16 protein-coding genes and 1 tRNA gene are annotated in these 20,629 nt (G+C 64.4%); 10 read left to right on the forward strand and 7 right to left on the reverse strand.

Going from position 1 to position 20,629, the window contains the following annotated elements:
* Positions 1-15: 15 nt before the first annotated feature.
* The gene (gdhA, locus tag F562_RS0116275; RefSeq protein ID WP_245553706.1) at positions 16-1,356 is read right to left on the reverse strand and encodes an NADP-specific glutamate dehydrogenase; all 1,341 of its coding nucleotides are present in this window, start codon (positions 1,354-1,356) and stop codon (positions 16-18) included.
* Between the two features lie 20 nt (positions 1,357-1,376).
* A complete protein-coding gene (locus F562_RS0116280; protein ID WP_026181343.1) occupies positions 1,377-2,618 on the reverse strand; it encodes a geranylgeranyl reductase family protein in 1,242 nt (413 codons plus the stop codon).
* A gap of 53 nt (positions 2,619-2,671) precedes the next feature.
* Between F562_RS0116280 and F562_RS19675 the strand changes: the two genes are divergently transcribed.
* Positions 2,672-3,583 carry a phosphotransferase enzyme family protein gene (locus F562_RS19675; protein ID WP_018158037.1) on the forward strand — a complete coding sequence of 304 codons (912 nt, stop codon included), beginning with the start codon at positions 2,672-2,674 and terminating at the stop codon, positions 3,581-3,583.
* A 54-nt stretch (positions 3,584-3,637) separates the two neighbouring features.
* Here the strand turns inward: F562_RS19675 and F562_RS20415 are convergent, their stop codons facing one another.
* Entirely contained in the window at positions 3,638-5,083 is a 1,446-nt protein-coding gene (locus F562_RS20415; protein WP_018158038.1) for an HNH endonuclease signature motif containing protein, read from the reverse strand.
* A 298-nt stretch (positions 5,084-5,381) separates the two neighbouring features.
* On the opposite strand from F562_RS20415, the gene F562_RS0116295 reads away from it, so the two are divergent.
* Entirely contained in the window at positions 5,382-6,575 is a 1,194-nt protein-coding gene (locus F562_RS0116295; RefSeq protein ID WP_018158039.1) for a zinc metalloprotease, read from the forward strand.
* A gap of 62 nt (positions 6,576-6,637) precedes the next feature.
* Here the strand turns inward: F562_RS0116295 and F562_RS0116300 are convergent.
* The 3 genes from F562_RS0116300 to F562_RS0116310 all read right to left on the reverse strand — a co-directional run bounded on the left by F562_RS0116300 (position 6,638) and on the right by F562_RS0116310 (position 8,669).
* Positions 6,638-6,710, reverse strand: a tRNA-Lys gene (locus F562_RS0116300).
* Positions 6,711-6,780: 70 nt separating this feature from the next.
* Positions 6,781-8,340, reverse strand: a complete 1,560-nt coding sequence (locus tag F562_RS0116305) for an acetolactate synthase large subunit (RefSeq protein ID WP_018158040.1) — start codon at positions 8,338-8,340, stop codon at positions 6,781-6,783.
* Positions 8,340-8,669: a nuclear transport factor 2 family protein gene (locus F562_RS0116310; RefSeq protein ID WP_018158041.1), complete on the reverse strand. Its 330-nt coding sequence runs from the start codon at positions 8,667-8,669 to the stop codon at positions 8,340-8,342. The genes F562_RS0116305 and F562_RS0116310 overlap by 1 nt, the downstream gene beginning before the upstream one ends.
* Before the next feature lie 77 nt (positions 8,670-8,746).
* Here F562_RS0116310 and F562_RS0116315 point away from each other — a divergent pair, with 77 nt between their 5' ends.
* From F562_RS0116315 to pstB, 8 genes are all read left to right on the forward strand, one after another.
* Positions 8,747-11,287 carry a DEAD/DEAH box helicase gene (locus F562_RS0116315; protein WP_018158042.1) on the forward strand — a complete coding sequence of 847 codons (2,541 nt, stop codon included), beginning with the start codon at positions 8,747-8,749 and terminating at the stop codon, positions 11,285-11,287.
* A 17-nt stretch (positions 11,288-11,304) separates the two neighbouring features.
* The gene (treY, locus tag F562_RS0116320) at positions 11,305-13,725 is read left to right on the forward strand and encodes a malto-oligosyltrehalose synthase (RefSeq protein ID WP_018158043.1); all 2,421 of its coding nucleotides are present in this window, start codon (positions 11,305-11,307) and stop codon (positions 13,723-13,725) included.
* A complete protein-coding gene (gene treZ / locus F562_RS19685) occupies positions 13,722-15,488 on the forward strand; it encodes a malto-oligosyltrehalose trehalohydrolase (protein WP_018158044.1) in 1,767 nt (588 codons plus the stop codon). The genes treY and treZ overlap by 4 nt, the downstream gene beginning before the upstream one ends.
* Entirely contained in the window at positions 15,481-16,113 is a 633-nt protein-coding gene (locus F562_RS0116330) for a hypothetical protein (RefSeq protein WP_018158045.1), read from the forward strand. Before treZ ends, F562_RS0116330 begins: the two co-directional genes overlap by 8 nt.
* Positions 16,114-16,435: 322 nt before the next feature.
* Complete coding sequence (gene pstS, locus F562_RS0116335; protein ID WP_018158046.1) at positions 16,436-17,539, forward strand: phosphate ABC transporter substrate-binding protein PstS; 1,104 nt, start codon at positions 16,436-16,438, stop codon at positions 17,537-17,539.
* A gap of 80 nt (positions 17,540-17,619) precedes the next feature.
* Positions 17,620-18,621 (forward strand): phosphate ABC transporter permease subunit PstC, encoded by a 1,002-nt coding sequence (pstC, locus tag F562_RS0116340; protein WP_018158047.1) that lies wholly within the window; start codon positions 17,620-17,622, stop codon positions 18,619-18,621.
* Complete coding sequence (gene pstA, locus F562_RS0116345; protein ID WP_018158048.1) at positions 18,618-19,547, forward strand: phosphate ABC transporter permease PstA; 930 nt, start codon at positions 18,618-18,620, stop codon at positions 19,545-19,547. The genes pstC and pstA overlap by 4 nt, the downstream gene beginning before the upstream one ends.
* Before the next feature lie 48 nt (positions 19,548-19,595).
* Positions 19,596-20,372, forward strand: coding sequence for a phosphate ABC transporter ATP-binding protein PstB (gene pstB / locus F562_RS0116350; protein ID WP_018158049.1), 777 nt, complete (start codon positions 19,596-19,598; stop codon positions 20,370-20,372).
* 16 nt (positions 20,373-20,388) lie between these two features.
* Here the strand turns inward: pstB and F562_RS0116355 are convergent, their stop codons facing one another.
* Positions 20,389-20,619, reverse strand: coding sequence for a hypothetical protein (locus tag F562_RS0116355; protein WP_018158050.1), 231 nt, complete (start codon positions 20,617-20,619; stop codon positions 20,389-20,391).
* Positions 20,620-20,629: the final 10 nt, after the last annotated feature.

A 20,629-nucleotide genomic window follows, 5' to 3' on the forward strand; every position in this document is an offset into this window, starting at 1 on the left:
TCAGATCACACGCGGTCAGATCACACCCTGGGCGAGCATCGCGTCGGCGACCTGGATGAACCCGGAGATATTGGCGCCGGCGACGTAGTTGCCGGGCGAGCCGTATTCGTCGGCGGTTTCCAAGCAGCGCTGGTGAATGTGGCTCATGATCTCGGCGAGGCGTTCTTCGGTGTGCTGGAAGGTCCAGGAGTCGCGCGAGGCATTTTGCTGCATCTCCAAGGCACTGGTCGCGACTCCACCGGCGTTGGCGGCCTTGCCGGGGGCGAAAGTGATGCCCGCGTCAGCGAGCGTGCGAATAGCGTCCGGGGTGCAGGGCATGTTGGCGCCTTCGGAGACCACCGAACAACCATTGCTGGCAAGCGTTTTCGCGTCGCTTCCGTTGAGTTCGTTCTGAGTCGCGCAGGGGAGAGCGATGTCGCATTTCACGTCCCAGACCGACCCCCGGGTGCCCATCTGAGCAGAGGCGCCCCGGGTTTCGACGTAGTCGGTGATGCGGCCCCGACGTTCGAGTTTGACCTGCTTCAGCAGCTCGAGGTCGATGCCTTTCTCGTCGACGATGTACCCGCTGGAGTCGGAGCAGGCGATCACTTTGCCGCCAAGCTCGTGGACCTTCTCGATGGCGTAGATCGCGACATTGCCCGACCCGGAGACCACGACCGTGCGCCCATCGAGGGATTCGCCGCGGGCGCGCAAGATCTCCTCGGTGAAGAAGACGGTGCCGTAGCCGGTCGCCTCGGTGCGTACCTGAGAGCCGCCCCACGACAGACCCTTGCCGGTGAGAACGCCGGACTCGTAGCGGTTGGTGATGCGCTTGTATTGGCCGAAGAGATAGCCCAACTCGCGTCCGCCGACACCGATGTCGCCGGCTGGGACGTCGGTGTATTCGCCGATGTGCCGGTACAACTCGGTCATGAACGCCTGACAGAAACGCATGATTTCCGCGTCCGAGCGGCCCTTGGGGTCGAAGTCGGACCCGCCCTTGCCGCCACCGATCGGCAGGCCGGTGAGGGAGTTCTTGAAGATCTGCTCGAAGCCGAGGAACTTCACGATCCCCAGATAGACCGAGGGGTGAAAGCGCAGCCCGCCCTTGAACGGTCCGAGCGCGGAGTTGAACTCGACGCGGAACCCTCGGTTGATCTCGACATTGCCATCGTCGTCGACCCAAGGAACCCGGAAGATGATCTGCCGCTCCGGCTCGCACATGCGGCGGATGATCGCGCGGTCGGTGTATTCCGGGTGTTTGGCCACCACCGGCCCGAGACTGTCGAGTACCTCCAACACCGCCTGATGAAACTCGGTCTCACCGGGATTGCGGGCCAGCACTTCGTCGTACGTCTCGTGCAGTTGCTCGTCCAGTCGTGTCACAGAGTGTCTCCTTAGGTGAATGGCGGGCGCGCGTCGACCTTGATGGATCGTTGGCCTGCCCAGCGCCAGACTCTCGCGGCGCGGTCGCGGTCTTCGTCGGTGACCAAGTTGCCCATCCAGCGCAGCGCAAGGGTCATCAACCAGTCGGTACGCATCCCCACCGGCCCGAGCGCTGACAGCACCTTGGGAACCACCGCAACACCAGCGAGACGGCGCGCGATCGAGAACGCCTCGCCGTAATGCTCGGACAGGATGGCTTGCCACCGGGTGGAGAGGTCGACCTCAGGGTCGCTGTGCAGCAGCTCCGCAATGAACCGACCGGATTCCAGGCCGTAGTCGATGCCTTCACCGTTGAGTGGATTGACGCAGGCCGCAGCGTCACCGATGAGGGCCCAATTCCGGCCGGCCACGTTGGAAACCGCGCCGCCCATCGGCAAGAGCGCCGAGGTGGGGAGGCGCAATTCGTCGCCGAGCCCAAACTCCGCGCGTCGCTGCTTGGCGTAGTGCGCCATCAGCGGCTTCACCGCAATGTCGGCCGGACGCTTAGAGGTGGCGAGGGTTCCGACGCCGAGATTGATCTCACCGGAGCCAGCTCCGAGCGGGAAAATCCAGCCGTAGCCGGACAGAATCTTGTCGTCCTCGTCGCGCAACTCCAGGTGGGAACTGATCCACGGGTCGTCGGCTTTGGTCGACGTGAGGTACGAGCGGCCTGCGACGGCATACACGGTGTCACGGTGCCACTCACGGCCGAGCTTCTTGCCCAAGGTAGAGCGCACCCCATCGGCGACGATGAGAGTGCGGCACTCGATTTCGCGTCCGTCCTTGAAGATGACGGCGCTCACCCGGTCGCCGTCCATGCGTACGTCGGTGGCGCGTGCGCCGTCGATCGCGGTAGCGCCCGCCTTGATTGCGGTGGTGCGCAGGTGGTCGTCCAGCTCGGTACGCGGAACGGCGCTGCCCCAGTCGGGAAGGGTTCCGCCGGGCCACGGCAGCTGGAGCGTTTGGCCAAAACCGTGCGCCCGCAGGCCTTGACTGGTGGTGTGGGCGCGCAGCCAGTCCTCCAGGCCGAGCGCCTGCAGTTCGCCGATCGCGCGAGGAGTCAATCCATCGCCGCAGGTCTTGTCGCGGGGAAAGACCGCAGCGTCGGCGAGGATGACCTCAAGGCCCAAGCGTGCCGCCCAGGCTGCCGCCGCTGATCCGGCGGGGCCTGCGCCGATGACCAGGATGTCGGTACGCATGGGGGTTTCACTCACCCCGGCATTCTGCCAAGCCGGTGCTCCGGACCTGATTGGGGTTGGATTGCGAGATGGAACCGGAGATGTTGTGGGAGGACGCCGAGCCGAAGAGCGCGTTGACGGAGCGCTTTGGCTTTGCGTCCGCAAGGGACGCGACGCGTTGGGCGCAGGGGCTGCTCGCGATGGGCTATGGGCTGGAGCTTCGGTCCGCGGAGCGGCTGGTGATCAGTCAGCACAACCTCATGGTGTGGGTGACGACGAGCGGCGGCGCGCGGCTGATCGTCAAGATCTGTGGCGAGCTCTCCCAACACGCCAGTCTGTATGCCAGCGGCGGCCTCGTGCGTTGGCTTGCCGACCGCGGACAGCCCGTGGCCGCACCCGTGCTCGCCCACGGCGAGCATCAGGTTGAGCGCGACGGCTTCTCGGTTGGCGTGCATCCGGTGTTGCCCGGTCGATTGCTCGACGCGAGCGATCCGGCGCAGGTGCGGGCTGCAGGGAAGGCGCTCGCCTCACTCCACCTGATGCTTGCGCAATGGACCGACACGGAGGCTTTCCGGACCGCTGGTGCGCAGCGGCCGATAACGTTCGCGGTTCCGGACCAGGTGGCGCAGGCTAAACCCGACCTGGTCGCACGGGTACGTGACCTGAGCGCCGACGTGCCCGACCTTCCGAAGCAGCTGGTACACGGCGACTTCCGTGCCGCGAACCTCTTGGTCGAGGGCGGCCAGATCAGTGGGATTCTCGACTTCGAGGACGCCCGACTCGATGCCGCAGCGGTCGACCTCGCCCAGTCGATGTGCACCATCGGGACGTGGTTTCACGACTGGGCGCCGGTTCCTCAGGACGTGCGAGTTGCGTATCTGCAGGCCTATGAGTCGGTACGCCCACTCACCGACGCCGAACGCCAGTGGCTGACGCCGTTGGTCGGCTGGATGATGCTCGGTCTTGGCTGGCCAGATGAGGCGGCGATCGTGATGGCGTAGAAAACGGTCGCGTGCTGCGCCAGTCGGATAGCACGTGACGAGACCGGTTCTTGGCTAGGCGGCGTGGGTGTCGCGGGTGGTTTTGGTCATTTGGCTGGGGGTGAGGTTCCAGGTGATGTGGGTGTTGTTGTTGGTCGCGGTGTAGCCGTTGCGGTGGACGATGGTGTGGTGTCGGGGACAGAGCAGGGCCGAGTTGTGGAGTGATGTTTTTCCGCCGGCGTGCCAGGGTGTGAGGTGGTGGACTTGGCACCAGGTGGGTGGCCGATCACATCCGGGGAAGGTGCAATGTTGGTCGCGTTGGATGACGGCGGCGCGTTGGCCGGGGGTGACTAGTCGGCGTTCTCGGCCGAGGTCCAGGGGTTGGCTTTCGGATCCCAGGATCATGGGCAGGATGGTCGCGTCGCACGCGATTTGTCGGATGGTGTGCGCTTCCAGGGCCTGACCGGTGTGGGTGGTGCCGAATCCTTGGAGTGTTCCGGCGAGTTCGTCATATCCGATGGTGATGGTCAGGCGGGTGGTGCCGCTGGTGGGCACGGTCGGGTCGGTGTCGATGAGTTCTGTTGCGCGGGTGATGAGCAGCATGAGGGCGTCCGCGCGGCGTTTGGCTGGGGTCCGGTGATCGGGGGTCCTGGTTGTTTCGCTGGTGTGGCGGTGGTGCACGTTGTCGCAGCAGGTGTTCCCCGGGGCTGGTGCGGACAGCGCGTCGATCGCGTGCCGGACTTGTGCGGCGTGCAGCGGGGTGAGGTCAGCGGTCAGGCGGGTCATGCCGTGGGGCAGGTGACTCCAGGTCACGGTTTCGACTGATTCCAGCCGTTCGTCCGCCTCGCGTAGGAACGTTTCATCGGCGTAGGTCGCGATGACACGGGTGGTGAGTTCGCGGATGTGGCGGGCCCCGGCACCAGGGTCCAGGGCCAGGAAGTGTTCGAACACCTCATCGCGGGTGCCGGCGGGCAGCACCGGCATGATTTTGTCGATTTCCCGGAGTGCGGTCCGCGCGGCGGGAACGCCGACTCTGCCGGTCATCAATGCTTCGGCCAGGACGGTGTTGCGTGGTTGGGTGCAGGCGGTCGCAACGGTAGCGATCCGGCTGGCGTGTGTGGGTTCCAGACCCGGCACGGCAGGGCGAGGACCCTGCTCACCACTGGTGGCCACGGCCATCTCAGTGCCCGTGGTGTCCACGTCGGGTTCATCGAATGGCGTCAGCGGGCCGGATCGCTGCCGAGCCTGGCCTAAGAGAGCTCCGACGGGTTCACCGGCGGCCAGACGCGAAACCCATTGAGTGGGGTTGCCAGCGGTGGATTCATTGATCAGACCGCGGGTGAGTGCGTCAGCGACCGCAGCAATGACCGCGGCCTCGCACAGTTGCATCGTCGCTAACAGGTCACGGACCAGCGAGGTTAACTCTGGGCCGTGGAGTTGATGAACATGCTCGGGAAGGGCCGCGACATCGGGCAACACCCGAGCAAGATCAGCAGCGACCGCGTGCGCGTCATGGACCATTCCCAACCACCCCCTATTCTCGCCCTCTCAGGACCTCCACCGGATACTCACATCGTACACCTGTTCGAATGCGAATGACAGGGGTTGTGGATAATCGAGCCCCCGAATCAATGCGGCGACAGTGCTGGCGTATATCCGCCATGTCATATTTCCGCCGCGTTCGATCCGCGCGTGACCGCGACGGATGGCCCTAATTTTCAAGAGTCCACGACGTCCGGGAACGTCCATGGCTTCCGGCGTCTCGGTGCCGGCCCCACGCAGGGGCAGGCCCCGTCCTTTAATCGGTGAGGAGATCACCATGAAGACCCGGATCTATAGTGCGGCGGCCGTGAGTTTGCTGGCCGCAGCGGCGTTGAGCACCACGAATTTGACGGCGAGCGCGGGTGAGCGGGCAGCGATCACGCCAGTCTCATCCAGCGCCGTCGAAGTCGACACCGACGGAGACAGCCTTCCAGACAGTTGGGAGACCAACGGCTACGACGCGGACGGTGACGGCGACATCGACGTCGATCTGCCCGCGATGGGCGCGACTCCAGATAAGAAGGACCTCTTCGTCGAAATGGACTACATGTCCGGTCTCCTCGCCAGCACTAACGCGCTGGACCGCATCGTGACCTCGTTCGCTGAGGCACCGGTCGCTAACCCCGACGGCACCACGGGCGTACGCATCCACCTCGACGCAGGCAGCGCGCGGGGCGAGGCATATGACCTTGGTGGCGGCAACGAAGTGCCCTACGACAGTGTGTTGAGCCCGTACGCGACGGAGACTGCGGCTATCAAGGCCAAGCACTTTGACCCGAAGCGTAAGCCGATCTTCCACTACATGATCTGGGCGGATTCCTACCAGTTCGTGAGCGACTGCTCGAGTGGTGTTTCTTTCGGCATTCCCGCTGACACCTTCCTGGTGACCGTCGGGCCGAAGTGCGGCTGGAAGGCCAACGACAACATTAATGCGGGGACCTTCGTCCATGAGTTGGGGCACAACCTCGGCCTGACTCACGGCGGCACGTCTAATGAGAACTACAAGCCGAACTACCTCAGCGTCATGAACTACCGATTCCAATTCACTGGGGTTCCCAGGGCTGATGGCAACGCGCACTGGGGCTATTCGACCGTGGCCCCAGCACCACTGAACGAGTCGCAACTGAACGAGCGAGCTGGCATGGGAGCCGAGGCGGCGGACTTCAAGACGCAATGGGCCTGCCCCAACGGCACAGTGCGGACCACCGCAGGTGCCGCAAGCGGTCCGATCGACTGGAACTGTGATGGCGACGTCGCTGACACCAGCTCAGTGGACACGAATGCGGACCGCAGGCGGTCCGTTCTGACATCGCAGGACAACTGGGAGAACGTGGTGTTTGGCGGCGGCGCCGTTGGTCAGTCATCGGCAGCCGAACGAAACCGGACGAGGACCGCAACGCCCCCAGAGGAACTGACGGTGCACGACTGGCGTGAGATGCAGAAGGATCACGATCACGATCACCAGCACTGAAGACAGAGGTGGTGGTGTGAGCGCGTTGTATGGAGCTCGCTCACACCACCACTTTCACAAAGTGGGCCCCGTGGGACTCGAACCCACAACCTACGGATTAAAAGTCCGCAGCTCTGCCAATTGAGCTAGGGGCCCAGATTGGTGCGGCGCCCACTGTATCCGCGCGAGCGGCTGCCGACCCAACCGGTCCGGGTTGAGCGCCGGATCAGAGGACCGCCTCAATGAGGTGCGGGCCCGGCTCCGCTAGTGCGCGTTCGAGCTCAGTGGTGAATTCCTCTGCGGTCGTAGGGCGTACGGCGGGCACGCCAAACCCCTGTGCGATCGAGACGAAGTCGAGGTCAGGCCGACTCAGATCGAGTTGGGAGAGTGCCTTCGGGCCAGACCCATCAGCACCGACGCGCTGCAGCTCCATGTTGAGGATGGCGTAGGACCGGTTGTTGAAGATCACCGTGACGACGTCGAGCTCTTCGCGGGCCATGGTCCATAGCGCTTGAATCGTGTAAAGGGCCGATCCGTCGGCCTGCAACGCCAACACCTTTCGATCAGGACAGGCCACGGCCGCGCCCACCGCAACAGGCAGACCCTGTCCGATGGCGCCGCCGGTCAGGGTGAGCCAGTCGTGCCGCGGGGCGCCGACGGTCATCTGGGGCAGTCCGAAGCCCGCCGTATTTGCTTCGTCCGACACGATCGCGTTTTTCGGGAGCAACGCCCCGATCGCCTGGGACACCGATTCGGCCGTCAGATCGCCGCTTGGGCGCTCGGGACGAGACGCCTCCTGAGCGGTGTAGGTCTCCGGCGCCTCGATGGCGTCCACCACTGAGGTGAGCGCGGCGACCGCGTCGGCGTCCGGCGGCGCGAGGTGATGAACGGTGCAGCCCTCAGACACTAGGTCGCTGGGCAGGTCTGGGTAGGCAAAGAACGACGCCGGGTGCGGGGCATCCACGAGCACGAGGTGGCGCACCTCGGCGAGCGCACCGGCAGCCGCCTCAGCGAGGTACGGCAACCGCCCGACCGCAGGCAACCCCGCGCCCCGGGCGATCCGGGTGGGGAACGTCTGGGCCAACAGGCGCGCACCGGTCGCCTCGCGGAGGCGACCGGCGAGGATGAGTGGCGCCTCGAGCGTCGCGGTGCCACCTAGCAAGAACATTGTCGGCTCGCCTGAGCGCAGCGCCGCGGCAACCGCGTCAACCACTCTCGAGTCGGGCGCGGCAGCGTTCGTGGGCTCCTTCGGCGGGGCAGGCGTGCCGCCCTCGGTCCAGGACACATCGGCGGGCAGGATCAGGGTCGCCACCTGACCGGGCGGGCCCGACGCAGCAGCGACGGCCTCAGCGGCGTCCGTGCACAGTTCGGCGGTCGAAGCGCTTGTACGCACCCAGGGCGACACATTCGCCGCGACCGTCTCGATGTCGGACTGCAGCGGGGCGTTGTACTGCCGGTGGTAGGTCGCGTGGTCGCCGACGATGTTGACGACGGGGGACTGTCCCTTGCGCGCGTTGTGCAGGTTGGCCAGGCCGTTCCCGAGGCCAGGCCCGAGGTGCAACAGGGTGGCGGCGGGCTTCCCGGCCATCCGGGCATACCCATCGGCGGCGCCGGTGGCCACGCCTTCAAAGAGGGCCAACACCGCACGCATCTCGGGCGCGGAGTCGAGGGCGGCGACGAAGTGCATCTCCGAGGTCCCCGGGTTGCTGAAGCAGGTCGTGACTCCGGAGTCGACCAAGGTGCGCATCAAGGCCTGCGCCCCATTCAGGTCCTCACCTGTGCCCATTAGCCCTCCCGAATCGTCATGCGGGCGATCTTGCCCTCGTCGATGCGGAAGGTGAACGCCGATCGCCCGTTGGCGTGTGTGCTGCGCCAGTCACCGATCACCGTGACCTCGACACCGTTGTCGGTGACTTCCTCGGGGGTGAGAGTTCCGGTCGCGCCGATGAACTCGCCGTCGCTCCAGCCCTTAATGGCCTCACGCCCCGAAAAGACCCGCCCCCAGTCGTCCACGGCGCCGCGGTCGGTGAAGGCGTCAAGGAAGCCTTGTTCGTCATGGCGGTTGACCGTCTCAATGAACGACAACACCGGCTCAGGGATGGTCAGGTCGGCCACAGCAACTCCTCAGGTGAAATGCACCATGTCTGGACGATCAGTCCATCACGGGACAGGTGCGAGACAATGGGCGGGCCATGACCTCACTTGCTGCCCGGATCCCCAGCCCGCCCGATGCCGATTCCCTCTATGAGGCTTTCGGAGAATGGGCCGCTGACACGGGCCTGACGTTGTACCCGCATCAGGACGACGCGATCATCGAACTGGTCGGCGGCGCGAACGTCATTCTGGCCACACCGACGGGCAGCGGGAAGTCGCTGGTGGCGACGGCCGCACACTTCGCGGCGCTCGCCCACGACACCGTGTCGTTCTACACCGCGCCTATCAAGGCGTTGGTCAGTGAGAAATTCTTCGCCCTGTGCGAACAGTTCGGTGCCGACAACGTCGGAATGCTCACCGGCGACGCTGCCGTCAACGCCGATGCACCGATCATCTGTTGTACGGCCGAGGTCCTGGCCAATATTGCCCTCCGCGAGGGACGGTCGGCCGATATTGGGCTGGTCGTCATGGACGAGTTCCACTTCTACTCCGAGCCCGACCGTGGGTGGGCCTGGCAGGTGCCGCTGCTGGAACTACCGCAGGCGCAGTTCTTGCTGATGTCAGCGACACTCGGCGACGTCAAGAGGTTCGAGGAAGACCTCACCCGGCGCACCGGCCGCCCCACTGCGACGGTGGCAACCGCCGAACGTCCGGTCCCGCTGTCTTTCACCTACGCGATGACACCGCTGCACGAGACGCTGGAAGAGTTGCTCACCACCCACCAGGCGCCAGTCTACGTCGTCCACTTCACCCAGGCCGCCGCGCTGGAACGCGCCCAAGCACTGATGAGCCTCAACGTGACCTCGAAGGACGAAAAGGCGAAGATCGCTGAGCTGATCTCCGAGTTCCGATTCTCTGCCGGCTTTGGCAAGACCCTCAATCGCTTGGTACGACACGGGATTGGCGTCCATCACGCGGGAATGCTGCCCAAATACAGACGCCTGGTCGAGACCCTCGCGCAAGCCGGGCTGCTCAAGGTGGTGTGCGGTACGGACACCCTGGGCGTCGGCATCAACGTGCCGATCCGCACGGTGGTGTTCACCGGGCTCACGAAGTTCGACGGATCACGCCAGCGTCTACTCAAGGCGCGCGAGTTTCACCAGATTGCGGGTCGGGCGGGGCGAGCTGGCTACGACACCAGCGGTTCGGTCGTGGTGCAGGCGCCCGAATACGCCATCGAAAACGCCCGCGCGTTGGCCAAGGCGGGCGACGACCCGAAGAAGCAGCGCAAGGTGCAACGCAAGAAGGCACCCGAAGGCTTCGTGAACTGGTCCGAGGACACCTTCGAGAGGTTGGTCTCCGCTCAGCCTGAGGCGCTGCAGTCACGCATGCGAGTAACGCACTCCATTTTGCTCAATGTCATTGCCCGCGAAGGCGATCCATTCGCTGCGATGCGCAGTCTCCTCCGCGACAACCATGAGGACGCCCGCCGTCAGGCGCGACTCGCGCGCAAGGCGATCACCCTGTTCCGCGAACTGCTGGCTGCGGGCGTGGTGGAGAAATTGCCGGTGCCCGAAGCCAACGGACGACAGATCCGCCTGACGGTCGACCTGCAGGACAACTTCGCGCTAAACCAGCCACTCGCCCCCTTTGCCTTGGCCGTTCTCGATGTCCTTGACCCGGAGTCGGAGACTTTTGCTAGGGACGTGGTCTCGGTGATCGAAGCAATCCTCGATGACCCGCGCCCTGTTCTCATGGCGCAGCGACACAAGGCCCGTGGTATCGCCATCGGTGAGATGAAGACCGACGGGATGGAGTACGAGGACCGGATGGAGGCCCTCGAAGAAATCACCTGGCCGCAGCCTTTGGCTGAGTTGCTCGAGGCGACCTTCGAGACCTACCGCAGCGGGCAGCCGTGGGTGGCTGACAACGATCTTTCGCCCAAGACCGTCGTCCGCGAGATGTATGAAAACGCTTGGACCTTCGGCGATCTCATCAAACAGTACGAGTTGGCCCGCTCTGAGGGCATTGTTCTGCGCTATCTCACGGATGCGTACCGCACGCTGCGGCAGACCGTGCCAGATCGCCACCGCACCGAAGAACTCGACGACCTCATCGAATGGCTAGGGGAAACCGTTCGACAGACTGACTCCAGCTTGCTCGATGAGTGGGAGGCGCTGTCCCACCCTGGCGAAGCTGACGACCAGACGCGGATCGAGCCGAAGAAGGGACCCGCGTACAGCTCGACCGCCGGATTCCGAGTTCAGGTGCGCAACGCCATGTTTCGCCGGGTCCAGTTGGCGGCACGCCACGACATCCACGAACTCGCAGCGCTCGATCGATCGGCCGCGACAGCGACGGATCCGCCCACCGAGATCGTCATGGACGAGTCTGCCTGGCATGAAGACATTTCCGCTTACGAAGCCGAGCACGACGAGATGGGTACGGGATCCTCGGCCCGTGGCCCAGCGCTGTTGCGCATCGACAAGAAACCCGACGTGTGGGAGATCCGACAAGTCATCGAGGACCCCGAAGGCGATGGCGACTGGGGCATCGATGCTCAAGTTCCCCTGGCCGCTAGCGACGAGGTCGGCACCGCCATCGTGGTGGTGCTGGGCCTCAACCGACTCGACGCCTGACGTGATGAGGTAGACGAATGAACTTCGCGAGCACCTACCGCCTGCAACTGCATGGTGGCTTTACCTTCGCGGACGCCCAAGCACAGGTGCCCTACCTCGCCGACCTCGGAGCGAGCCATCTCTACCTCTCGCCCATTTTGCAGGCCGTGCCTGGATCGCAGCATTGCTATGACGTGCTCGACCACACGCGCATCAATGAGGAGCTCGGCGGCGAGGTCGGATTCCGGGCACTGGTCGCGGCGGCTCGGCAGCACGATCTGGGCGTTGTGGTGGACGTCGTACCCAACCACATGGCGTTCGTTGCCCCCGAGTCAGGCAATCGGCAGGTATGGGAGGTGCTGCGCGACGGACGAGACGCCTCGACCGCGACCTGGTTCGACATTGACTGGAAGGCCGGTGGCGGACGAATTGGCCTGCCCGTGCTGGGAGAACCACTGGCTGACGTTTTGGCTCAAGGGCAGATCACCCGAGGCGAGCTTGATGGTGAGCCCGTCGTGCGGTATTTCGATCACGTCTTTCCCCTGGCGCTCGGAAGCGAGTCCACGACGGAGATCTCTGAGATTCTCAACCGGCAGCACTATCGGCTGACCTCGTGGCGTGAGAAGGATGACGTTCTCAACTACCGGCGCTTCTTCGAGGTCGATGGTCTGATCGCCGTCCGCGTAGAGCGTCCCGAGGTCTTCGAGCAGACGCACGCCCTCCTGCTCGCGCTCCACCGCGAAGGTCTGATCGATGGTTTCCGCATCGATCACCCCGACGGTTTGGCTGACCCGACGGGCTACTTGGAGCAACTCACGGCCGCGTGCGAGCCAGAGACGCCGATCTGGGTTGAGAAGATTCTGGAAGGTCAGGAGCGACTACCCCGTCGCTGGCAGACCAGCGGGACGACCGGATACGACGCTCTCCGAGTCGTTCAAGCGGCCCTCACCGATCCAGAGAGCGCAGACGTCTTGGATGAGACCTGGGCTGCTACCGGTGGCGAGCCCGACTTCTCGGTGGTGGTGGCCGAGGCCAAACGGCAGGTCGTCGAACAGTCACTGGCGCCAGAAGTCGAACGGTTGACCCGTCGTGCACGCGAAGCACTTCCTGACCTCGACCCGGAGCGGTTGCACGACGCGGTGGTCGAGGTGCTCCTCGGAGGCGAGGTCTATCGGGCGTACGTACGCCCGGAGCACCATGTCGGAGCGACCGCGCGCAAACGTCTGGCAGAAGCGTTTGGCGCGGCTTTTGACTCCCGTCCGGACCTCATCGCGGAGATCGACGCGCTCCTCCCGCTGGCGATCATGGCCGAGGACGCGGACCAAGTCGATGGGGGTGAGGCTGCGGCCACCGACTTCGGCATTCGTATGCAGCAGACGTGGGGACCGGTCATGGCCAAGGGAATTGAGGACACCTCGTTCTATCGCTGGCATCGACTGACCGCGCTCAACGAAGTCGGAAGCGACCCGACCGTGGTGGCTGACGCCTCACCGAATCTCATGCATGACTGGGCCCGTGCCAATGCCGAGTCCTGGCCGCGCACGATGACCACACTGTCAACCCACGACACCAAACGCAGTGAGGATGTGCGCGCCCGCATCCTTGCCCTTGCCGGCGATCCGCAGGCGTGGCAACGAGTTTCACAGGTTGCGCGAGAGCAGGCAATGGAGGCGGGTGTCGACCTACCCACCGCGCATCTGATCTGGCAGACCCTCGCCGGTGTCGGACCGATCGACGAGGAGCGACTGCGTACCTATCTTGAGAAGGCCTTGCGCGAAGCGAAGCAGCACACCGCGTGGGTCGATGGTGACTCGGACTATGAGCGCAGCGTCATTGATTTTGCGGTGCAGCACTCGGGTAGCGGCCCGCTTCGAGATGTGATCGACGAGGCAATACTTAATAATCACAGCGAGATTCGAGCGTTCACATTGGCAGCCAAAGCGCTGCAACTCACCCTGCCCGGGGTGCCGGACAACTATCAAGGCACCGAGTCAGAGGTGCTGGCGCTGGTCGATCCCGACAACCGACGACCCGTTGACTATGGGCGGCTGCGGGAGTCGCTCGACGCGGGCGGCGACACTCTCGCCGATGAAAAACTGCGGTTGACGACCACCATCCTGCAGTTGCGGCAGAACCGGCCTGATGTTTTTGGCGAGGGCGGCGCCTACACCCCCTGGGATACCGGCTCCGACCACGTAGCGGGCTTCTTCCGTGGCAGGCCAGCTGGGAGGGTGGCCGGGGCGCTCGGCCGAGGTGCGTCGACTGACATCGCCGTGGCCGCTATCCGCGCACCCGGACGCCTCCGACGAGCTGGCGGCTGGGGTGGCTCATCAGTGCCACTTCCTGCTGGCGAATGGCGTGATGTGTTGAGCGCACGAACCCTCCACGTTGAGGGAACGGTCGCGTGCGAAACCTTGTTCGAGCATGGCCCAGTCGTCGTTTTGGAGCAGCAGTCGTGACAGAGAATTTTCACGTGTGGGCACCTATCGCGGAGGAGGGTGTCGACCTCATTCTTGACGGCGGCCGCCACCCCATGACGTCGACACCTGGCGGGTGGTGGGTGAGTGATCAGAAGGCTCAACCCGGAGCCCGATACGCCTTCTCCGTAGATGGGGGCGAGCCCCGACCTGACCCACGGTCCCTCGCCCAACCAGATGGGCCGCACGCCGCCAGCGCGGTTGTCGACCGCGCGGCGCATGTCTGGGGCGACGCGGGTTGGCCAGGAGTGGATCTCGAGCGGACGGTCATCTACGAACTCCACATAGGCACCTTCACCCCGGAGGGGACCTTCGAGGCCGCTGCTCAACACCTCGATCACCTGGTCGACCTAGGCATCACCATGGTCGAGGTCATGCCCGTTGCCGCCTTTCCAGGCGAACGAGGGTGGGGCTATGACGGAGTGAATCTCTTTGCCACGCATGGGTCTTACGGAGGCCTAAGCGGCTTCCAGGCGTTTGTCGATGCCTGTCATCAGCGCGGCCTGGCGGTATGCCTCGACGTGGTCTACAACCACCTCGGGCCAGACGGAAACTACCTGGCTGAGTTCGCGCCGTACTTCACCGACAGGCACCACACCCCCTGGGGGTGGGCCGTCAATCTCGACGGCCCAGGAAGCGATGAGGTTCGCCGCTATCTGCTCGACAACGCCGCGATGTGGTTCCGGGACGTCCATCTTGATGCCCTGCGGCTCGATGCGGTTCATGCCCTGATCGACGATCGAGCGGTGCACTTCCTAGAGGAGCTGGCGGCCGAAACCGATTCGCTGGCAGGCGAACTCGGGCGCCCACTACACCTCATCGCGGAGTCTGATCGCAACGACCCGGCGACGGTGACGCGCCGAGACGTGGCTGGCGGCGGTGGGCTTGGCCTGCACGCACAGTGGGTCGACGATGTCCACCACACGCTTCATGTGCTGCTCACGGGCGAGACGCAGGGCTACTACGCCGACTTCGCTGACCCTGCGGCAGTGAGCAAGGCCTTGGGAGTGACGCCGTTCTTCCACGACGGCACCCAGTCGACTTTCCGCGGTCGTGTCCACGGTCGCCCCATCGACCCGGCGCAGACTCCAGGACACCGCTTCGTTGCGTCCCTGCAAACTCACGATCAGGTCGGCAATCGTGCTGTGGGAGAACGTCTCTCGCAGTTGGTCAGTCCCGGACGTCTCGCGGCCGGTGCGGCGCTCTTGCTCACCGCGCCCTACATCCCCATGCTGTTTATGGGCGAGGAGTGGGCCGCGAGCACGCCATGGCAGTACTTCACCGATCACCAAGACGCTGACCTCGCGGTGGCGGTCTCGCAGGGCAGGCAACACGAGTTCGCCGAACACGGCTGGGGCGACAAGGTCCCCGACCCACAGGATCCGTCGACGGCCCAGGCTTCGACGTTGCGGTGGGACGAGGTCGGTGAGCCAGGCCATCGACGCATGCTGGAGTGGTACCGCCTGCTTCTCAAACTGCGATACCTGGAACCGGACCTCAGAGAGGGCTCTCTTGGGCAGGCGTCCGTCCACCGGGAGAGCGATGTCATCTGGGTGCGACGGGGAGGGTTCCGGCTGGTCGTGAACCTTGGAACCGAGAGCTATGAGGAGTCCGCCGCGGGCGCCACCATGGAGGCAGGTTGGGACGCCGAGATCGACGAAGATGACGACATTCTTCGCCTCGGACCCGACGGCACCGCATTGTTGAGGTTGCCGATCGCTGACCAGGGGTCACGCCGTGGCTGACCACCGGCCACGGCGCCCGCAGTTCCGTTCTCCTGCCGAGATGGAAGCGTCGGCGGGTTCCATTGCAGGGCCGGCCGAAACCAGCGAGGCTGCTCACGAGACGGCAGCGGTGCTCGTCGGCCGCGGCCGGGCTAGCCAGGACCCGCAGGTCCGAGAACGGTTGGTTCGTCTCGTCGATGAGGTGGGCGTCGCGACCGTGGCCGAACTGTGGTCCGAGCAACCCGCCAACTCTCTGCCTGGCGCGCTCTGGAGGATCTACCTGATTCGGGAGTGGGTGCAACGCGATCCAGCAGGGGTCTCGGCCGACTACACAGAAGGCGTTCGCCATGCCGATGTCGCGCACGCGGTCGCCGGTGCCGCTGAACCGCCGGGGCCGGAGGAGATCCGTGAGTTGGGCGATGCCATTGTGCGCGGCGTCTATGGGGGCGACCTCGCTGTCGCTCTCGAACGCGCGGCCGCGTTCTGTCAGGTGGTCTCGGTTGGTCGGGCCCACCGCGCAGACGACCGGGACGGACACGACGACCTGGGTGCTGCGTACGCCACCCGCACCGCAGGGTCGCTAGTAACTACTGCCGGAGACCTCCGGCGGGCCGCCGGTCTGTGGCGCCAGGGCAAACTCACCTAGTCGGTGGGGAATGAACGATCGACGGTCTGTCGTTACGCTGTAGCGTGCGTCGGGCCGCGGTAGCCCCGGGTCCCAATATTCGCCGCCACGAGCGGCCGTGCGCCGTGAGGCGCTTCCCGGTCCGGCGCACCCCATCTGTCACGACTGCTCGTCGTGTTCACCAGCCGCTTCCTTCCCGGCTACCGACCTGTAGACACTTTCTCGCCAGGCGTTCACGCGCAGTTCACCCGCGGAGAGACGGTAAGTCACCCACGTTCCCTACCGTCCTCGACGGTGGCACCCGCCGCCGGATCAGTGAACTCATTCCCGAGAGGTATCTGACGTGAATTTCACGCGTAAGGGCCGTGTGTCCAGCATCGCCCTGGTTGGAGCGCTCGCGTTGTCCGCCTGCGGCTCCGATAACAATGCCGGCGGCACCGGAGGGGACACCGCCGCCAGCGACGCCGACTGCGGATCGACGGCACTCAAAGCCGAAGGCTCGTCGGCACAGGACAACGCGATTCAGGACGCGATTGCCAACTTCAAGGAACAGTGCCCAGAGCAGACCGTCACGTACAACGCGACCGGGTCAGGCTCAGGAATCAAGAATTTCATCGCTGGTCAGGTCAACTTCGCCGGCTCCGACTCGGCGCTGAAGACAGAGGACGGCGAGACCGAGCAGGCCGACGCCGACAAGAAGTGCGGGTCACCCGCCTGGAACCTGCCGATGGTGACCGGCCCCATCGCAGTGTCCTACAACCTGAAGGGTGTCGATGACCTGGTGCTGACGCCGAGCGTCATCGCCGGGATCTTCCAGGGCAAGATCGCCAAGTGGAACGACCCCAAGATCGCCAAGATCAACGATGGTGTCGACCTTCCCGCCACGCAGATCAAGCCGTTCTTCCGCTCTGACGAGTCGGGAACGACCGAGAACTTCACCAGTTACCTCAAGCAGTCTGCACCCAAGGACTGGACGGCTGAGCCCTCCAAGAAGTGGCCGGGCAAGGGCCAGGGCAAGGCCAAGACCGCGGGTGTCGCGGCGGCCGTACAGCAGACGGACGGCGGAATCACCTACGCCGAGTGGTCGGGAGCCAAGGACAACAAACTCGGTATCGCCAAGGTTGACAACGGCGCTGGTCCGGTCGAGTTGACCGGCGAAAGCGCCGGTAAGGCCGTGTCGGCAGCGAAGTCCGTCGGCAAGGGCAACAACCTCAAGCTTGAGCTCGACTACGCGACCAAGACCAAGGGCGCCTACCCGATCATTCTGGTGACCTACGAAGTGGTGTGCTCGGAATACTCCGACCCCGCGGTCGGCAAGAGCGTGAAGTCGTTCCTGAAGTACTTCGGGTCGAAGGAGCAGCAGAAGAACCTTGAGGAGATTGGGTACGCCCCGCTTCCCAGCGAGGTTCAGAGCAACGTAGAGACTGCTATCAGCGCGATCAAGTGATCCACTGGGGTGGTGGAACCTTTGGTAGGACTGGGTTCCACCACCCCTTCACCCCGTTAGCACGCAGGAACAGGTAACTCATGGCGTCCATCAGCGGAGTCTCGACGAGCGACGAGACACCCCCATCTGACGACCCGATCGGTGGGTCAGAGCCGAAGGGTCAGCTCGGCGATCGCCTGTTCGGGGGAGCGGCCATGGGGGCCGGGATCGTGGTGATCGCCCTGGTGACGCTGATTGGCGTCTTCCTGGTCATCACCGCGCTCCCGGCGCTGACCCAAAATGACGCGAACTTCTTCACCTCCACCGAGTGGCAGGTCTCCGGAGACACGCTCTCCTTCGGTATTGCTCGGCTGCTCTGGGTGACCGTCATCTCCTCGCTGCTGGCCTTGGGCATCGCCGTTCCACTGGCCGTGGCCATCGCGCTGTTCTTGACGCATTACGCGCCCCGGCCGGTGGCTAAGCCAGCGGCAGCGTTGGTGGATTTGTTGGCCGCAGTGCCCTCCATCGTCTACGGCCTGTGGGGCGGATATATCGTCGGGCAGCACTTCGAGCCGGTCAACGACGCGATCACCGCCACGCTGGGGTGGTTCCCGCTCTTCAAGGACGAGGGGTCCAGTCCGGGGAGCACGATCCTGTTCGTATCGATCATCTTGGCGATCATGATCCTGCCGATCATCACGGCGCTGTCGCGTGAGGTGTTTGCACAGACGCCGACGACGCACATGGAAGGCGCCCTGGCCCTGGGCGCGACCAAGTGGGAGATGATCCGCACCGCCGTCCTGCCCTTCGGTAAGCCGGGTGTGATCTCAGCGGCGATGCTCGGCTTGGGCCGCGCACTCGGCGAAACGGTCGCGGTCATGATCATCGTGTCGGCGCTCTTCGAAGGCGCGCCGTGGTCCTGGTCGGTCCTGTACGGCGGCGAGACCTTCGCCTCCAAGATCGCAAACAACGCCGGTGAGATGGACACGGCGACCAAGACGGGGGCGTACATCGCCGCCGGTCTGGTGTTGTTCTTGCTGACGTTCATCGTCAACGCGATTGCCCGCATCATCATCGAGCGGCGGAAGGCCTTCACCGAATGAGCGCCAGCACCACGAACGCGCCTCCGCAGGCGCCGCACAACTCACGCCCGGCGATCGGACTGCCCGAGGGCAAGTCGGGATCCCGCGCGTTCAAGAACTCGCTCGCTACCGTCTTGGTGTGGATGGCGTTCTTCATCGCGATGATCCCGCTGGTCTGGATCCTCTTCACCGTCATCAGCAAGGGCGGTCAGGCCATGCTGGATTCGCAGTGGTGGACGCACAGCCAAAGCGGGGTGAATCCCCGCGAGGATGGTGGCGGCGCCGCGCACGCCATCCAAGGAACGTTGATCCAAGGTTTGGTGACCTCGCTCATCGCGGTGCCGATCGGCGTCCTGACCGCGATCTACCTGGTCGAATACGGTCGCGGGAAACTTGCCCGCGTCGTCAGTTTCATGGTCGACATCCTGACCGGCGTGCCCTCGATCGTGGCCGCGTTGTTTGTCTTTGCGATCTGGGTGACGACGTTCGGTTGGCAGAAAGTGCCGTTCGCGGTGTGCCTGGCTCTCGTGCTGCTCATGATCCCGGTGATCGTGCGCTCGACCGAGGAGATGCTCAAGTTGGTGCCGAACGAGTTGCGTGAGGCATCGTTGGCGCTGGGGGTGCCCAAGTGGAAGACCGTGCTGAAGGTGGTGCTGCCCACCGCGTTCTCCGGGATCGTCACCGGTGTGCTGCTCGGTTTGGCGCGGGTCATGGGCGAGACGGCTCCGCTGATCATTCTCGGCCCGTACTTCAAGTCCATGTCCGGTGACCTTTTCACCGGCCTGATGGGCACCCTGCCGACCATGATGAACTCGGGGCGGGACACCATGGCTGTCGGGCCGAACGCGGCCCGCGTGTGGGGTGCTGCGTGCACCTTGATCGCCCTAATCTTGCTCCTCAACCTGTTGGGTCGCCTCATCGGACGCCTCAACAAGGTCTCGAAATAATCGCTGACTTCACCCTCGACATACTCTGAGAATCAAGGAACCCCTGACATGGCCAAGCGGATCGACGTTCAGGACCTGAACGTCTACTACAGCGACTTCAAGGCCGTTGAAGACGTGTCGATGACGGTGGAGCCGCGCTCCGTGACGGCGTTCATCGGCCCGTCCGGATGTGGAAAGTCCACCTTCCTGCGGACGTTGAACCGCATGCACGAGGTGATTCCTGGAGGGCGCGTCGAGGGCAAGGTGTTGCTCGACGATCAGGACCTGTACGCCTCGGGCGTCGACCCGGTGGGCGTACGCCGCACGGTGGGCATGGTCTTTCAGCGACCTAACCCGTTCCCGACCATGACGGTGCGTGACAACGTCATCGCCGGACTCAGGCTCAACGGCGTCAAGAGCAAGAGCAAACTCGATGAAGTCGCCGAGGAGTCGTTGCGCGGCGCCAACCTCTGGAATGAGGTCAAGGACCGGCTGGATAAGCCCGGCGCGGGTCTGTCCGGCGGTCAGCAGCAGCGGCTGTGCATCGCGCGGGCGATCGCCGTCGAACCACAGGTTCTCCTGATGGATGAGCCGTGCTCGGCCTTGGACCCCATCTCGACCCTGGCGATTGAAGACCTGATTTCCGAGCTCAAACAGCAGTTCACGATCGTGATCGTGACGCACAACATGCAGCAGGCGGCCCGCGTCTCGGATCGCACGGCCTTCTTCAATCTCGCAGCCACCGGCAAGCCGGGGCGGCTGATCGAGATGGATAACACCCAGAAGATGTTCAGTAACCCCGTCGAGAAGGCCACGGAGGACTACATCTCTGGTCGCTTCGGCTGATCTCGGGCAGCCGGCGTTACGACCGCGCGTCCTCACGGCTCGAATCTTCGGAGCCGCTTGACTCCCACGGGTTCGTGAACCGCAGAGCGACCATCGCGGCCAAGGCGATCGGCACCAGCATCAGGAGGCGCAGAACAAGAGGTGCGTCGGAGATCGCCGGGAATACGCTTCCTAACACCGGAAGCGCCACGAGCATCGTGGGAATGAGAAGCGCGTACCACGCTTGACGTTTAAATTCGTGACTCATGATGCTTGAA

This window comes from Demetria terragena DSM 11295 (assembly GCF_000376825.1).
In the GTDB taxonomy this organism is placed as follows: domain Bacteria; phylum Actinomycetota; class Actinomycetes; order Actinomycetales; family Dermatophilaceae; genus Demetria; species Demetria terragena.

Bases quoted from the DNA above. Each gene is read 5' to 3' on its own strand.
- F562_RS19675 (WP_018158037.1), top strand. From the start codon at position 2,672: ATGGAACCGGAGATGTTGTGGGAGGACGCCGAGCCGAAGAGCGCGTTG.
- F562_RS20415 (WP_018158038.1), bottom strand. From the start codon at position 5,083: ATGGTCCATGACGCGCACGCGGTCGCTGCTGATCTTGCTCGGGTGTTG.
- F562_RS0116295 (WP_018158039.1), top strand. From the start codon at position 5,382: ATGAAGACCCGGATCTATAGTGCGGCGGCCGTGAGTTTGCTGGCCGCA.
- F562_RS0116305 (WP_018158040.1), bottom strand. From the start codon at position 8,340: ATGGGCACAGGTGAGGACCTGAATGGGGCGCAGGCCTTGATGCGCACC.
- F562_RS0116315 (WP_018158042.1), top strand. From the start codon at position 8,747: ATGACCTCACTTGCTGCCCGGATCCCCAGCCCGCCCGATGCCGATTCC.
- treY (WP_018158043.1), top strand. From the start codon at position 11,305: ATGAACTTCGCGAGCACCTACCGCCTGCAACTGCATGGTGGCTTTACC.
- pstC (WP_018158047.1), top strand. From the start codon at position 17,620: ATGGCGTCCATCAGCGGAGTCTCGACGAGCGACGAGACACCCCCATCT.
- pstA (WP_018158048.1), top strand. From the start codon at position 18,618: ATGAGCGCCAGCACCACGAACGCGCCTCCGCAGGCGCCGCACAACTCA.
- pstB (WP_018158049.1), top strand. From the start codon at position 19,596: ATGGCCAAGCGGATCGACGTTCAGGACCTGAACGTCTACTACAGCGAC.
- F562_RS0116355 (WP_018158050.1), bottom strand. From the start codon at position 20,619: ATGAGTCACGAATTTAAACGTCAAGCGTGGTACGCGCTTCTCATTCCC.